General features: G+C 51.3%; 11 protein-coding genes. 8 read left to right on the top strand and 3 right to left on the bottom strand.

The window, feature by feature from the left end:
* The first annotated feature begins 111 nt into the window (after positions 1-111).
* Together EYA81_RS08890 and EYA81_RS08885 are read left to right on the top strand one after the other, a co-directional pair.
* Positions 112-1,191 carry a kelch repeat-containing protein gene (locus tag EYA81_RS08890; RefSeq protein ID WP_057281503.1) on the top strand — a complete coding sequence of 360 codons (1,080 nt, stop codon included), beginning with the start codon at positions 112-114 and terminating at the stop codon, positions 1,189-1,191.
* A gap of 25 nt (positions 1,192-1,216) precedes the next feature.
* Positions 1,217-1,549 (top strand): DUF4907 domain-containing protein, encoded by a 333-nt coding sequence (locus tag EYA81_RS08885; RefSeq protein WP_016272216.1) that lies wholly within the window; start codon positions 1,217-1,219, stop codon positions 1,547-1,549.
* Here EYA81_RS08885 and EYA81_RS08880 read toward each other — a convergent pair.
* Positions 1,546-2,493, bottom strand: coding sequence for a hypothetical protein (locus EYA81_RS08880; RefSeq protein WP_131225647.1), 948 nt, complete (start codon positions 2,491-2,493; stop codon positions 1,546-1,548). The genes EYA81_RS08885 and EYA81_RS08880 overlap by 4 nt on opposite strands.
* Positions 2,494-2,683: 190 nt before the next feature.
* Here EYA81_RS08880 and lpdA point away from each other — a divergent pair, with 190 nt between their 5' ends.
* Both lpdA and EYA81_RS08870 read left to right on the top strand, forming a co-directional pair.
* Entirely contained in the window at positions 2,684-4,042 is a 1,359-nt protein-coding gene (gene lpdA / locus EYA81_RS08875; protein ID WP_119962188.1) for a dihydrolipoyl dehydrogenase, read from the top strand.
* Between the two features lie 34 nt (positions 4,043-4,076).
* Positions 4,077-4,499: a DUF2007 domain-containing protein gene (locus EYA81_RS08870; protein ID WP_119962189.1), complete on the top strand. Its 423-nt coding sequence runs from the start codon at positions 4,077-4,079 to the stop codon at positions 4,497-4,499.
* 8 nt (positions 4,500-4,507) lie between these two features.
* Here the strand turns inward: EYA81_RS08870 and EYA81_RS08865 are convergent, their stop codons facing one another.
* The gene (locus tag EYA81_RS08865) at positions 4,508-5,779 is read right to left on the bottom strand and encodes a M1 family aminopeptidase (RefSeq protein ID WP_119962190.1); all 1,272 of its coding nucleotides are present in this window, start codon (positions 5,777-5,779) and stop codon (positions 4,508-4,510) included.
* A 167-nt stretch (positions 5,780-5,946) separates the two neighbouring features.
* Here EYA81_RS08865 and dacB point away from each other — a divergent pair, with 167 nt between their 5' ends.
* Positions 5,947-7,386 carry a D-alanyl-D-alanine carboxypeptidase/D-alanyl-D-alanine-endopeptidase gene (dacB, locus tag EYA81_RS08860; RefSeq protein WP_131225646.1) on the top strand — a complete coding sequence of 480 codons (1,440 nt, stop codon included), beginning with the start codon at positions 5,947-5,949 and terminating at the stop codon, positions 7,384-7,386.
* Between the two features lie 97 nt (positions 7,387-7,483).
* Here the strand turns inward: dacB and EYA81_RS08855 are convergent, their stop codons facing one another.
* Positions 7,484-8,395, bottom strand: a complete 912-nt coding sequence (locus EYA81_RS08855; RefSeq protein ID WP_119962191.1) for an AraC family transcriptional regulator — start codon at positions 8,393-8,395, stop codon at positions 7,484-7,486.
* Positions 8,396-8,617: 222 nt separating this feature from the next.
* On the opposite strand from EYA81_RS08855, the gene EYA81_RS08845 reads away from it, so the two are divergent.
* From EYA81_RS08845 to EYA81_RS08835, 3 genes are read left to right on the top strand one after another with little or no spacing between them, the layout of a single operon-like run.
* Positions 8,618-9,724, top strand: coding sequence for an efflux RND transporter periplasmic adaptor subunit (locus EYA81_RS08845; RefSeq protein WP_119962192.1), 1,107 nt, complete (start codon positions 8,618-8,620; stop codon positions 9,722-9,724).
* A 37-nt stretch (positions 9,725-9,761) separates the two neighbouring features.
* Positions 9,762-12,941 (top strand): efflux RND transporter permease subunit, encoded by a 3,180-nt coding sequence (locus tag EYA81_RS08840; RefSeq protein ID WP_118696555.1) that lies wholly within the window; start codon positions 9,762-9,764, stop codon positions 12,939-12,941.
* Between the two features lie 29 nt (positions 12,942-12,970).
* A complete protein-coding gene (locus EYA81_RS08835; RefSeq protein ID WP_119962193.1) occupies positions 12,971-14,377 on the top strand; it encodes a TolC family protein in 1,407 nt (468 codons plus the stop codon).
* Positions 14,378-14,712: the final 335 nt, after the last annotated feature.

The raw sequence follows: 14,712 nt of genomic DNA, 5'->3' as shown, positions 1-14,712 counted from the left end.
CGGTGTGGTTGCGGTGGTTTACTTTTGCGGACAGACAAAAAGGACCTCCCGCAGCTTCTTGTTTTGGAAAGTGGGAAGTATAAAGCTTAATCATTAAAAAAACAATAAACAATGAACAGACTATTGGTAGGAATAATGTTGCTGGCCATCGTGTGCATTGCCGGCAGTTGTACGGACGAGGATGAATACACTCAGGGGCAGTGGATGAAGAAAGCCAGCTATAACGGTGTGTACCGCGCTTATGCCTCCGGCTTCACCATCGGCAATTATGGATATTTGTGTGGCGGCTTCTACGGAGCGAACAAGGATTACCTGAACGACCTTTGGGAGTATGACATGAGCCGGAACAGCTGGACGCAGTGTGCCGACATGCCCGTTGCCGGGCGCAAGGCTGCTGTGGGCTTTGCCGTGAATGGCAAGGGATACATTACGACCGGTTCCGTGAAGGACGGCTCCTCGTCCTACTGTGTAGCAGATACCTGGGAGTATGACCCTGCCACGGATACCTGGACACGGAAAGACGACTTCAAAGGCGGAGTACGCGACGGTGCCCTGGCTTTCAGTATAGGCGGATATGGCTATGTCGGTACGGGCTGCAACAGCGACGCCACCGGCAGCGAGAGTGCCTACAAGATGGACTTCTACCGTTTCAACCCCAATGGCGCCGAAGGTTCGCAATGGGAAGCGGTGAGCGGGTATGGAGGCGAGAAGCGCTACTTCGGTACGGCATTCGTCATCGATGAGGTGGCCTACATCTGTTGCGGGCGAAACAACAATACTGACCTGGTGGATTTCTGGAAGTTCGACGGAAGCAACTGGACCCAGTTGCGTGACATTGCCGATACGGACTCCGACAATGACTATGACGATGACTACGCCATCACACGGTCCGAAGCCGTATCCTTCGTCATCGGTGGAAGGGGATTTGTGGCTACGGGAATACGTAACAGCACTTCCCTGAGCAGCGACTACTGGCTGTACGACCCTGACAAGGACTTATGGTACGGCGATTCCGATGACGACTTTACCCCCATTACAGATGTACATAATTATCCTTCCGGTGCTTCTTCGCGCAGGGCTGCCGTTGGTTTCTCTACCGGCGAACGTGGTTTTGTGCTGACGGGAACAAGTGGTACCAGCTACTTTGATGATGTGTACGAACTTCTACCCGATGAGGAAGAGGAAGTCTGATTCGCCCCATAACTGAACGGAACTTATGAAGCTGATGTTTATGATGATAAAGATAGGTGTACCGGCTGTGATGGCGGTATGCCTTTCTTGCTGTTCGGGTCATACTGCCGGCGGTGGCAATGAGTTGAAATGCCGGGTGATGGAGGTGGAAGGCGGTTACGGCTACGTGGTGCTGCATGGAGCCGATACCCTGATATATCAACCTTTTATACCTGCTTTGAGCGGTCGCCTGCCATTTGCAACAAAGGTGGAAGCGCTGGCGGCCGGTCGGTTGGTATGCCGCAAGCTTGCCGATGGGCAAGCTCCGGCATTGAGCAGGGAGGAGGTGGAGTCTTGTCTGACAGACACCGGACTCTAATCTTCTAAAGAATCCTTTACTTCGTGATGTATTTCCGAGCAGTCATAAGGGTATCTCTGCATGAATTTACCCTTGAGTACCTTCTTTGTATCGCTACCGGGACGTGAAAGAGTGGCGGTGAATGTCACTTGAAGCCGTTTGTAGTAGATGGTTGAAGTGTATATGTTCCATTTCATGCCCACTATATCCATTTCAAAATGTTTATATCTCAATTCGTCTTCTTTGTAGTACTTGCCTTGGGCAAGGAAGAATAGCTGTTGTTGCCCCATCACCACCTTTCCGTCTTCTATACGGTCGGGCAGGTGGATGCTGCGTTTCTTCGGGTCTATCCAGTTGAAGACATCGTTGGAGTGGTCGTTGAGCAAGAATGCGTATTCTGTCCATTTGTTGATGAACGGATAATGGTCATGCTTTCCGGTTGTGTTGCCCATAGTTTCATCTTTATAGGTACTCTTGTCGGGTTCCGTCCCGGCTTCTTCCACCCCGTCATTATTTCCCACGCTGTATTCAATGGATTCTATCTGATAGAAATTTTCGCATGGCGCTTGCCGTATGGTGATTTGTTCTTTGTAGAAGCCCGTCTTCATCTCAAGGTTGAGGATAAGCCCGCGTTCTTCTCCGTCGAAATTATCTTCAGTCTTTAGTGTGAGCCGGGTTTCGTTCTCGCGGGTGAGGTCAAACCAGCGGAAGTGAAGGCTTCCCAAGCCTTCCAACTGTAAGGGGCGGTTGTTGGTGTCTACCATTGTGGTTCCGCCAAGGGTGGTGATGGAGGCAATGCGCCAGTCACTACGTGTCAGGTCTATCTGCAGGGTAGAGGCATCTCCATCCAGAGTAGTTTCCTGCATGGGCGAGAGGCGAAGGTCATCGTCGTTGCTACAAGCTGTCAAGCCGCAAAGAAAAAGAGCGAACAGAAGGATGGGTTGGAATAAGTCAGTCGTTTTCATGTTGGTTATTATTTGATTTATGTCCATTGGACGTGGCATTCTTTGTAAATGCTGCACGACAAAGATAATTATTTCCTCTTTACGGTGTATTCTCCGAAAGAAAGAAGTACTCTTTTTTGCCGGATAATACGGGTTTTATTAACTTGCGCACAAATTAACCACTAATCACTAACCATTAATCATTGATTCCATGAAATACCAAGTTGCTATTATCGGTGGAGGTCCTGCGGGATATACTGCTGCCGAAGCTGCCGGAAAAGCAGGATTGAGTGTCGTACTATTTGAGAAGCAGAGTCTCGGTGGAGTGTGCCTGAATGAAGGGTGTATCCCTACCAAGACCTTGTTGTATTCGGCCAAGACCTATGACGGAGCCCGCCATGCTTCGAAGTATGCGGTCAGTGTGCCCGAAGTATCGTTTGATTTGCCCAAGATTATTGCCCGCAAGCAGAAGGTAGTGCGCAAGCTGGTATTGGGAATCAAAGGAAAGCTGACTGCCCATGGTGTGACGATTGTCAGCGGAGAGGCCACAGTGACGGACAAGAATCATGTGGAGTGCGGCGGAGAAACCTACGAATGCGAGAACCTGCTGCTCTGCACCGGTTCCGAAACCTTTGTCCCTGCCATTCCCGGCATAGACAAGGTGCCTTACTGGACCCATCGTGACGCGCTGGACAACAAGGAACTGCCCGCTTCGCTTGCCATCATCGGCGGCGGTGTCATCGGTATGGAGTTCGCTTCTTTCTTCAACAGCCTGGGAGTGCAGGTAACCGTCGTCGAGATGCTGGACGAGATACTGGGAGGCGGTATGGACCGAGAGCTGGCGGGTATGCTCCGTGCAGAGTACGCCAAGCGGGGAATCAAGTTCATGCTGAGTGCAAAAGTAGTGTCTGTCATGCCGGATACTGCCGAAGCTTCTTCCCTTATCCAGGTGAATTATGAAACAGCCGACGGTCCCGGTTCCGTCGTTGCCGAACGGCTTCTGATGAGTGTCGGGCGCCGTCCGGTAATGAAAGGCTTCGGATTGGAGAATCTGGGCTTGGAAAGAACGGAGCGCGGAAATGTCTTTGTCAACGGACAGATGCAGACTTCAGTTCCCGGAGTATATGCTTGCGGCGACTTGACGGGATATTCCTTGCTGGCGCATACAGCCGTCCGCGAGGCAGAAGTAGCCATACATTCCATCATTGGCAAGAAGGATGCCATGAGCTACCGTGCCATCCCCGGCGTGGTATATACCAATCCCGAAATAGCCGGTGTGGGCGAGACAGAAGAATCCCTGCAGAAGAGAGGCGTTGCCTATCGTGCCGTGAAGCTGCCGATGGCGTACAGTGGTCGCTTTGTAGCAGAGAATGAAGGAGTGAATGGCGTCTGCAAGTTACTGTTGGGCAGTGACGATACCGTATTGGGGGCACATGTCTTGGGTAATCCCGCTTCGGAAATCATCACGCTGGCAGGCATGGCTATTGAACTGAAACTTACTGCCGATGAATGGAAGAAGATTGTCTTTCCGCACCCCACGGTGGGAGAGATATTCAAGGAGGCATTGTAGAACCCATGACTATTGTTTCATATAAACATAAAAGATGAAAACCGTAAAGCTAATCACCTGCGACGATGCCTTTCAGGCACATGTTATTCAGGGTGCCTTGAAGAATGAGGGCATTGCGTCTGTTTTGCATAATGAAAACATGTCTTCCGTGATGCGCGGATATGTCCGTGATGTCACGGGAGTGGATATATTTGTCTATGAGGACGAATATGACAATGCCCTCCGTCTGCTTGAACGGAACCAGATGATTCCGGAACAGTTGAGGTACTGCCCCCATTGCGGTTCGGATGAGATTAAGTTTGTGCTGAAGAAGAGCCATCGGGTGCGTGCTGTGGTGGCTGCTGTTATTGCGGCATTGTCGGCCGCACCTCCGGGCACTGAGCATTGGGAGTATGTATGCAGGAAGTGCGGCACTCATTTTGAGAAGCCGGTGTCGAAAGGAACAGTTGAAGAATAATCAGGTGTTTATTCTTTTAACCGCTTTTTAATCCAGTTCCGGTTTTTACGTCCCAATCGGCTTTCCGCAAAATCCAGGAAAGCCGATGTGTCTGTTATATGGGCTTGGATGACACCTGCCAGAAAGTTGAAGAAAGGTTCTTCACCCACCCGGACAAGTAGGTCGGCGAGTAGTACTGACCCTTTCCTATAGAGGGCAAGATGCGCTTCGCGGTCGTTGCGGTCAATACCCCAGATAGGACGGATATGGCGTGTTTCCTTACGGTAGGCGTCGATGTAAGCGGCATAGGCTTTTTCGCCGCGGGCGTGGCGTATGTATTGCAAAGCACTGAATTCGGCAAAAGATTCGTTCAGCCAGTCGTGCCAAGATTCCACCGGAGCCTTGTTCCACCAGAAGTGGCCGATTTCGTGGGCGGTGTTCTTGAGTACATATTCATTGAATGTTCGGGAACTGAGCATAATGAAATTTTTACGGCTGTACCCTCCTGAGGTGCCGGAAGCTGAAAGCAGGAATTTCATGTAAATATCCTCATCTCCCGCAATTTTATAAAGGCGTCGGAAGAATTTCAAGGCATTGTGGCAACATTGAAGTGCCGAGTCTGCACCGGCATCCGGGAAGTCTGTATAGATAAGTTCAATGGTAGTTCCGTTATCATTGATGCGGCGGCTTTTCAGCATGGGTGAAGCCAGGATAACATTGTCGAAATTCTCCCAAGGTTGCTCCATTTCCCACATCCCTTCTTCTGTATGGGAAATAATACCTGAGCCGCTCACCGTATAACCGTCAGTGATGCCGATTCGTAAGTGCGAATAATCTGCCCGGTTACCGTTGCAGACAGGATACCATCCCGTATAGTAACCAAGTTCAATCCAATGGTCATTGAATGATTTTGCAGGGCCCTGCACTTCCTGCATGTAGAGTGTGTAACGGGTATTTATGCGGCAGCGGTCATCGGCTCCTGCCGGCCGGTAGAGGGTCAAGGTCCGTCCGTCGGGAATGAATTGGGCAGGTGCCGGGGCAAGCGTATCGAAACGGTAGGTTATTTCCCGGTTGCTGTGGCGTAGTGTGTCGATACGGGCATGGCGCCATAGTACCAACGAGATTGAGTCACTGTCCTGGAAATCGATTTCAAACGAACCGCCTACTTCGACCTGTCGGTTCGGTACATCAATCTGTACGGTTAAGTCATAACTGACAATGCGCGGAGATTCTTGTGCCCGAAGCATGGGGAAGAAAAGGAGGCATATTGTAAAGCTGGCAATTGCAAGTTGTAGTTTCATGATACATCAATTTTAAAGTGATAGTAACTGGGAGATTTTGCCTATGTAAAAGTAGTATTTTTAAAGGAATATAAGATGGCTGGCTGGATATAATTTATGAAAAGACTACCTGGTTGTTGTTCATTTGTAAGATTGTCGTACTTTTGCCTTTAAAGATAAATATATTTATGAAAAGGATATTGTTGCTGTTAATTTTATCCGTCTGCCTGCTCCCATTATGGCCCCAAGAGACGGTAACTCCGGTGAAGCCGCTCTCTGCGCGGATTGATGCGTTGATAGAACACAAACTTTCCGCAGGCTCTAATGTGGCCATTTCGGTCTATGACCTGACTGTCGGCAAACCCTTGTACGGCTACCAAGCGGACAAGCTTTCCCGTCCCGCTTCTACCATGAAGCTGCTGACTACCATTACCGCCCTTTCCCGTCCCGAAGCCGACGAGCCGTTCCGTACGGAAGTGTGGTATCAGGGAACCATTGAGCGCGATACCTTGCAGGGAGATATGTACGTGATAGGCGGTTACGACCCGGAGTTTGATGAAGAGGCGTTGGATTCCCTGGTGGCTGCCGTGGCCCGTTTCCCCTTCTCCGTCATCAAAGGCAAGGTGTATGGAGATGTCTCCATGAAAGACTCCTTGTACTGGGGCAGCGGTTGGTTGTGGGATGACACCCCTTATTCTTTCCAGCCCTACCTCTCACCGCTGATGCTGAATAAAGGAGTGGTAAAGGTTACCGCTACACCCGGCGAACGGGGCGACAGCGCACGCCTTGAATGCACTCCCGTCTCTTCCTATTATACACTGACGAACAAGACCCGAAGCCGTACTCCTTCTGCCGGACGTTTCCGTGTGTCGCGCGACTGGCTGGTGAACGGGAACAACATCACCGTGACGGGCAACGTCGATGCCCGCCGTGCAGGTACGGTCAATATCTTTTCTTCGCAGGACTTCTTTATGCATACCTTTATGGAACGGTTGCAGGCACGAGGCATCCGGTGCATTCCGGCGGTAGATGCGGAAGTCTCTTACCTCTTCGGCGAGTTCAGGCAAGACAGCCTTTCCGTGCGGATGGCTTCCTATGAAACTTCCGTGCAGGATGTGGTGAAACAGATAATGAAGGAGAGCGATAATCTCAATGCTGAAGCCATGCTCTGCCGGTTGGGTGTGCAGAGCAGCGGAAAGAAGCGTGTCTCTGCCGAGAACGGGCTTTCCGCCATCCGCATGCTGATAAAAGAGATGGGATATAACCCCGATAGGTATAATCTGGCAGATGGTTGCGGCCTTTCCAATTACAACTACATTTCACCGGAACTCTTGGTTTCTTTCCTGCGATATGCCTACTCGCGTACGGATGTTTTCCAGAAACTGTATAAGGCTCTGCCCATCGGTGGAGTGGACGGCACGCTGGAATTCCGCATGAAGAAAGGTACCCTTTCCCACAGAAATGTACATGCCAAGACGGGTTCCTTTACCGCCATCAACTGCCTGGCCGGCTACCTTAAAGCCCGCAACGGACACGAAATAGCCTTTGCCATCATGAACCAGAATGCACTGTCGGGCAGAGAAGCACGCGCTTTCCAGGATGCAGTGTGTGATGAAGTGATACGTTGAGGTTTAGTTATCGTAAAGTTGACCTTTAGCGTCGTAAAGTTAAGGTTTGGCTTCCTAATGCAGACCTTTACGGAGTGAGCCCCAAGAGTAGGGGAAATCACTCCTCTTTCGTATTGCGGTAACGTGCCGGAGACATGCCCAGATAAGACTTCACGTACTTCCCGAAGAAAGACTGGTTGGGGAAATCGAACTCCTCTGCAATCTCTTTGATGGACTTGTCCGAGTGCTTCAGCCGGTACTTGATGTGTTCAATGGCATTCTCGTTTATCAAGTCCAGCGGTGTACGTCCGCACGCCTGCTTGATGACCTTCGAAAAGTGTTTGGGACTATAGCAGAGTGCATCGGCATAATATCCTACAGAACGGTGTATGCCGTTGTCTTTGGACAACATCTCTATAAATTTACACAGGATATAGTCGGACTGTTTGATGCTTTCTTTTGTATCGGCTGTCATTGCTGAAGGGTTCACTTCTTTGTTGAGGTGTCCCAACATCTCACAGAAAATGGCAGAAAACAAGTGTTGCATCACTTCCCTATGATAGGGATGAGGCTCGTCGTTTATCTTTGCCATAAGCAGTTCCCGGTAGAATTTGAAGATTTCCTTGTCTCCTTCCTCCCCGACAGATTTTATGGGATTGTTGTGGATATGCATAACGGTATTCCATGTATCCTTCTCCATCTTGACCACGCGTTGTAGGAACTGTGTGGAGAATGCGGCAAGCCTTATCTTGTGCTTTGGGCTTACCATCGCGTGGCTGATAATGGTATTGGGAAGGCCGAGCAGTAAGTCGCCTGCTTCCAGTTGGTAGGTTTTGTAGTTGACGTCCAACTGGATACAGCCTTCTAGACAGATAGCGATAAGGAAGCATCCTAATCTTATTGTATCTTCATTGTAGGGGCTTCCCTCCAGACTGTTGATTATGACAAAGTCATTGTCTACATAGTCAAGGACATGTTCGCTGTTCTTAAAGTCCGCGATTTCTACGATTTTTATGTTCCCTTTCTCCATATTCTTCCTTTTTCGTTTTGCAAAGTTGGTGAATAATGGGAAATATGGAATGTTCCATTATGCGGCTTTCTTGTTCTATATGTCATTTATAGACAATTCATTAGCCTTAAAAAAGATGAATGTCGAAAAAGGGACATCCTTGGAGTGTAATTGGTCATTATGGCGTTGTTCCTTTCTCCTACTTTTGCCACCAGTTTTAACAAAAATACAATGAGAAAGAGTATGATTACATTAAACAGGAAATGGATACGGCTGATAGGGATTGTCGGTTGTACAATGTGTTTGGCATCTTGCAAGCAGGCAACGGATGCTTCCGGAATGAAACCTTCTTACGCTACCATGAAAGTGGAGGCGACAGACAAAGAGCTTTCCACTTCGTATTCGGCAACGATACGCGGACGGCAGGACATAGATATCTATCCGCAAGTGTCGGGTACCATTGAGAAGCTTTGTGTGACTGAGGGGCAGAAGGTGCGCCGCGGACAGTCGCTTTTCATTATCGACCAAGTGCCCTACAAGGCTGCCCTCAAAACGGCCGTGGCCAATGTGGAGGCTGCACGCGCTGCACTGGCTACTGCTGCACTGACTTACAATAGCAACAAGGAACTGTATGCGCAGAAAGTGGTTTCGGAATTTAGTCTGAAGACTGCCGAGAACGCCTATCTTACCGCCAAGGCACAGCTCTCGCAGGCCGAAGCCCAGGAGATAAGTGCGCGCAACAACCTCTCCTATACGGAAGTGAAGAGTCCCAGCGACGGTGTGGTGGGGGCATTGCCCTACCGTGCAGGAGCATTGGTCAGCCCCAGCCTGCCGCAGCCGTTGACAACGGTCAGTGACAACAGCGACATGTACGTTTACTTTTCCATGACCGAAAACCAGTTGCTTGCCCTGACCCGCCAATACGGAAGCATGGACGAGGCGTTGAAGAACATGCCTCAAGCGGAACTGAGACTGAACGACAATTCCGTCTATGACAAGAAAGGAACCATCGAGTCCATCAGTGGCGTCATTGACCGTCAGACGGGTACGGTAGTGGCACGTGTGGTATTTTCCAATGAATCGCGCCTGCTCCACAGTGGGGCGTCGGGCACGGTGGTGGTGCCTACCACTTATAAGAACTGTATTGTGATTCCGCAAGAGGCCACCGTGCAGTTGCAGGACAAGACAGTGGTATATAAGGTAGTGGATGGCAAGGCCGTTTCTGCCTTGATTACCGTGGCCGGAATAAATGACGGACGCGAATACGTAGTGCTGGACGGACTGGAAGTCGGCGACGAGATTGTTTCCACTGGTGCCGGACTGCTGCGCGAAGGGACACAGGTGAAATAATGAACTGCTATTTATCAACTATCAATGACCCATTAAGATGAAAGGAAATATATTTATAAAGCGGCCGGTGATGGCTATCTCCATCTCCGTACTGATTCTGGTGATAGGGCTTATCTCGCTCTTTACGCTGCCGGTGGAACAGTATCCTGATATTGCACCTCCCACGGTGTACGTCAGCGCCAACTACACCGGTGCCGACGCCGAAGCCGTATTGAACAGTGTCATCATGCCGTTGGAAGAGAGTATCAACGGTGTGGAGAACATGATGTACATCAGCTCTACCGCCACCAATGCCGGTTCTGCCACCATACAGGTCTACTTCAAGCAGGGCACGGACCCCGACATGGCTGCGGTGAACGTACAGAACCGCGTATCCAAGGCGCAGGGACTGCTGCCTGCCGAAGTGACGAAAATCGGTGTGACTACCCAGAAGCGCCAGACCAGCTTCCTGCAAATCGGTGCTTTGGTAAGCACCGACGGACGCTACGACCAGACTTTCCTAGCCAATTACCTCGATATCAACGTGATTCCGCAGATTAAGCGTATCGAAGGTGTGGGTGATGTAATGGAGCTGGGCGATACATACAGCATGCGTATCTGGCTGAAACCGGAACGGATGGCGCAGTATGGACTGGTTCCTTCGGATGTGACCGCCGTATTGGGCGAGCAGAACATCGAGGCGCCTACCGGTTCGCTGGGCGAGAGTTCTAAGAACGTATTCCAGTTTACGATGAAATATCGCGGACGCCTGAAAAGTGTGGAGGAATTCCAGAATACGGTGGTACGCTCGCAGAGCGACGGTTCCGTGCTTCGTCTGAAAGATGTGGCGGATGTGGAGCTGGGTACGTTGACTTACAGTTTCCGCAGTGAGATGGACAGCAAGCCGGCTGTACTTTTCATGATGTTCCAGACGGCAGGCTCCAACGCAACCGCCGTCAACAAGCAGATTACTGCACAGATAGACGAGATGAGGAAGAGCCTGCCCGAAGGGACGGAGTTTGTGACGATGATGAGCTCCAACGACTTCCTCTTCGCTTCCATACACAATGTGGTGGAGACGCTGGTGATTGCCATTATCCTGGTAATCCTGGTGGTGTACTTCTTCTTGCAGGACCTCAAGAGTACGCTTATACCGTCCATCTCCATTATCGTGTCGCTGGTCGGTACGTTTGCCTGCCTGGTGGCTGCGGGGTTCAGTCTCAATATCCTGACGCTGTTTGCACTGGTGCTTGCCATCGGTACGGTGGTGGACGATGCCATCGTGGTGGTGGAGGCGGTGCAGTCCAAGTTCGACGCCGGATATAAGTCTCCCTACCTTGCCACGAAGGATGCGATGGGCGATGTGACGATGGCTATCATCTCTTGTACCTGCGTGTTCATGGCGGTGTTTATCCCCGTGACGTTTATGGGTGGTACTTCGGGTGTGTTCTATACGCAGTTCGGCATTACGATGGCAACGGCAGTGGGCATCTCCATGATTTCGGCATTGACGCTTTGCCCCGCCTTGTGCGCCATCATGATGCGTCCGTCGGACGGCACGAAGAGTGCGAAGAGCATCAACGGACGGGTGCGCGCGGCATACAATGCTTCGTTCAACGCCGTGCTGGGAAAATATAAGAAAGGTGTGATGTTCTTTATCCACCGCCGCTGGATGGTGTGGACTTCATTGGCGGCTACCGTCGTATTGCTGGTTTACTTGATGAGCACCACCAAGACAGGGCTTGTGCCGCAGGAGGACCAGGGTGTCATCATGGTGAACGTCAGCACCTCACCGGGAAGCACGCTGGAAGAAACTACGAAGGTGATGAACAAGTTGGAGGATATTCTGAAGAGCACACCAGAGATAGAGCACTATGCCAAGGTGGCAGGCTACGGGCTGATGTCCGGTCAGGGAACTTCCTACGGCACCATCATCATCCGTCTGAAGGACTGGGGTGAGCGAAAGGGGAGCGAACACACGTCCGATGCTGTGGTGGCACGCCTCAATGCCCAGTTCTACGGTGTGAAGGAGGCGCAGATATTCAGCTTCCAGCCGGGTATGATTCCGGGCTACGGTATGGGTAACTCCTTAGAGCTGAACCTCCAGGACAGAACGGGCGGTGACATGGCAACGTTCTACGAGGCAGTGATACAGTTCCTGGGTGCGCTGAACCAGCGTCCTGAGGTGGCTATGGCGTATACCTCTTATGCTATGAACTTCCCGCAGGTATCGGTAGATGTAGATGCGGCCAAGTGTAAGCGTGCGGGCATTTCGCCGAGTGTGGTGCTCGACGCGTTGGGCAGTTATTGCGGTGGAGCTTATATCTCCAATTACAACCAGTTCGGTAAGGTATACCGCGTCATGATGCAGGCATCGCCCGAATATCGTCTGGACGAACAGGCACTGGGTAATATGTTTGTGCGCAACGGTACGGAGATGGCTCCGGTCAGCCAGTTTGTGACATTGAATCGGGTGCTTGGTCCGGAGACGGCCAACCGCTTCAATCTGTATAGCGCCATCTCTGCCAACGTGAATCCGGCAGAAGGATATTCGTCCGGTGAAGTGCAGAAAGTGATTGCGGAAGTGGCGGAACAGACATTGCCGCTGGGCTACGGTTACGAGTACGGAGGTATGGCACGTGAGGAAGCCAATACCGGTGGTGCGCAGACTGTCTTTATTTATGCCATCTGTATCTTCCTTATCTATCTCATTCTGGCATGTCTCTACGAGAGCTTCCTGGTGCCGTTTGCGGTCATCTTCTCCGTACCGTTCGGGCTGATGGGTTCGTTCCTCTTTGCCAAAGTCCTTGGCTTGGAGAACAACATCTATTTGCAGACGGGTGTAATTATGTTGATTGGTCTGCTTGCCAAGACAGCTATTCTGATTACGGAGTATGCCATCGAGCGGCGCCGCAAGGGAATGGGCATTGTGGAATCGGCCTACTCGGCCGCCCAGGTCCGCCTGCGTCCTATCCTGATGACGGTGCTGACGATGATATTCGGTATGCTTCCGTTGATGTTCTCGAGAGGTGCGGGTGCCAACGGCAACTCTTCGCTGGGTACGGGTGTAGTAGGCGGTATGCTTGTAGGAACATTGGCATTGCTATTTGTGGTTCCCGTATTCTATATCATCTTTGAGTACTTGCAGGAGAAGGTTCGTCCGCCAATGGAGGAAGAAGCCGATATGCAGGTATTGCTTGAAAAGCAGAAGAGTGAGGCAGAACGGGCGAAAGATTGAGGAAAATAAAATAAAAACAGATTGGAACAATGAAGAAACATATCATCCTATTGTCCGCCGCCGGTTTGCTGTTCAGCAGTTGCGGCGTGTACACCAAATACAAACCCGCTACCGAGGTCCCCGACGGCCTCTACGGGGAAGAAATAGCCACTTTTACGGAGAGCACCGACGGTTCTCCGGTGGCTCCCGAAGACAGCCTGGACCTTGGCCTGGGCGGCATGGACTGGCACGAGCTTTTCACCGACCCGCATCTGCAGGCACTCATCGGACAAGGGTTGCAGAACAATACCGACTACCAGTCGGCACAGCTCCGCGTGGAGGAAGCCGAAGCTACCCTGCTGTCCGCAAAGCTTGCTTTCCTGCCCTCCTTTGCCCTTGCGCCGCAGGGCACGGTGAGCAGCTTTGACAGCCGCAAGGCTACACAGACCTATTCGCTGCCCGTCACTGCCAGTTGGGAGCTGGATATTTTCGGCCGCATGCGCAATGCCAAGAAACAGTCGAAGGCGCTCTATGCGCAGAGTCAGGACTATCGCCAGGCCGTGCGTACCCAGCTCATTGCCGGGATAGCCAATACTTACTATACCCTGCTGATGCTGGACCAGCAGCTTGCCATCTCCAGACAGACCGAAGAGACGTGGCGGGAAACCGTTGCTTCCACCCGTGCCCTGATGAATGCGGGCATGGCGAACGAGTCCGCCGTGTCGCAGATGGAGGCCACGTACTATCAGGTGCAGACTTCCGTGCTTGATTTGGAAGAACAGATAAACCAGGTGGAGAACAGCCTTGCGCTGTTGCTGGCAGAGACGCCCCGTCATTACGAGCGCGGTGTGCTGGCAGAGCAGCAGTTCCCTGTGGGCTTTTCTATAGGGATTCCTGTTCAGATGCTTTCCTGCCGTCCTGATGTCCGCTCAGCCGAGCGGACACTGGAAGCGGCGTTCTACGGTACCAATGCGGCGCGTTCCGCCTTCTATCCCTCCATTACGCTGGGTGGGAGTGCGGGCTGGACCAATTCCGCCGGTTCAATGATTGTGAATCCCGGCAAGTTCCTGGCTTCGGCAGTGGGTTCGCTGACGCAGCCGCTCTTTGCCCGCGGGCAGGTCATTGCACAGTACCGCATAGCCCGTGCCCAGCAGGAGGAGGCTTCCCTTGCCTTCCAGCAGACATTGCTGAATGCAGGCAGCGAGGTGAACGATGCCTTGACTGCTTGGCAGACAAGCCTATCCAAAAGCGAACTGCTGGACAAGCAGGTAGCTTCCTTGCAGACAGCTGCCCGCAGCACTTCCCTGCTGATGGAGCATGGCAACACCACCTATCTGGAGGTGCTTACCGCCCGGCAGACATTGCTCAACGCACAACTGGCACAGACGGCAAATCGATTTTCTGAAATACAAAGCCTGATTAACCTCTACAAGGCGTTAGGGGGAGGTCAGGAATAGAGTGTCATCATACTACTCTCTCTGCATCTTCACTTTAAATGTGAAGGAAGGGCTGTCCGGGAAGTGATTCCAGGCAGCCCGTTTTCAATGAATAGGAGGGATCAAATGGAGGCAAGTATTTCTCTGGACAAATTATTGCAGTTTTTCACTCAATGCGAACGATAAGCGTTGGCTCGGTGAGAGATCGATTGAAGAAACTGAAAAGGAAACTGAAGCAAAAGATAGTGAGTTTACCGGTAAGAAGGAGGTTTTGCCAGGAATTGATACAGGGATGTAGTAGGTACTGAAATAGCTTGTTGTTGGAACTATAGATGCAGCGTGTTCCATCTATATAT

It is taken from the genome of Bacteroides sp. A1C1, from assembly GCF_004328515.1.
In the GTDB taxonomy this organism is placed as follows: Bacteria; Bacteroidota; Bacteroidia; order Bacteroidales; family Bacteroidaceae; genus Bacteroides; species Bacteroides uniformis.
The sequence above is the reverse complement of the archived record's forward strand: the minus strand, read 5'-3'. Positions and strand labels throughout refer to the sequence as shown.